The organism is Weissella oryzae SG25 (assembly GCF_000691805.2).
In the GTDB taxonomy this organism is placed as follows: domain Bacteria; phylum Bacillota; class Bacilli; order Lactobacillales; family Lactobacillaceae; genus Weissella; species Weissella oryzae.
Window position 1 is genome coordinate 1 of sequence record NZ_DF820529.1, and the last position, 528, is coordinate 528.

The 528-nt window shown below is 38.3% G+C and carries 2 protein-coding genes; both read right to left on the reverse strand.

Translation table 11 applies throughout. The features are described 5' to 3' along the window. On the reverse strand, positions 1 to 281 hold a 281-nt coding region (locus tag TT13_RS10870; RefSeq protein WP_045477400.1), incomplete at its 3' end, for a hypothetical protein. Positions 282 to 292: 11 nt separating this feature from the next. Next, a partial coding sequence (locus TT13_RS10875) for a hypothetical protein (RefSeq protein WP_207644254.1) occupies positions 293 to 528 on the reverse strand: 236 nt, incomplete at its 5' end.

A 528-nucleotide genomic window follows, 5' to 3' on the forward strand; every position in this document is an offset into this window, starting at 1 on the left:
CCCCAATCTTTCAAAAATTCAGCCTTCACTGTACTAGTTAAATCACCAGTTTTTAAAGTGGTTGAGGTAGTGATATTTGCATGATTAAACTCAGTACCGTTTTCAGAAATACGACGTTTGATTTCCGCCTCTAACTTCGGCTTATAAGATGAAAATAAACGAATATACTCTGTTACAGCCTCAATTTGTTCATCGTTTAACTTCTGAATTGCCTCAGGAGTTAACATACTTGGCTGAATAAATTCTCCATATTCAGTTACGATTTTTAAACCTTGTTCCATGCTTATACCTCCTATGCAGGGTTCAATCCACCATACTTATCAACCATGTAGCGAACCCCACCATTGTCACTGATAAAAGTAATTGCAGCTGCGTTTAAATCGTTAATTAAGATGTAGCAGCCGTTTAATTCCATAACTTCATCATCTTCTTGTACCTCGGTACCATCCGATAAAGTAAACGTTTGAAATTCTGCTGGGTCGAGCTGACCATCAAGCATGTTCATTGTCATAGTCCTCCACTCGCACT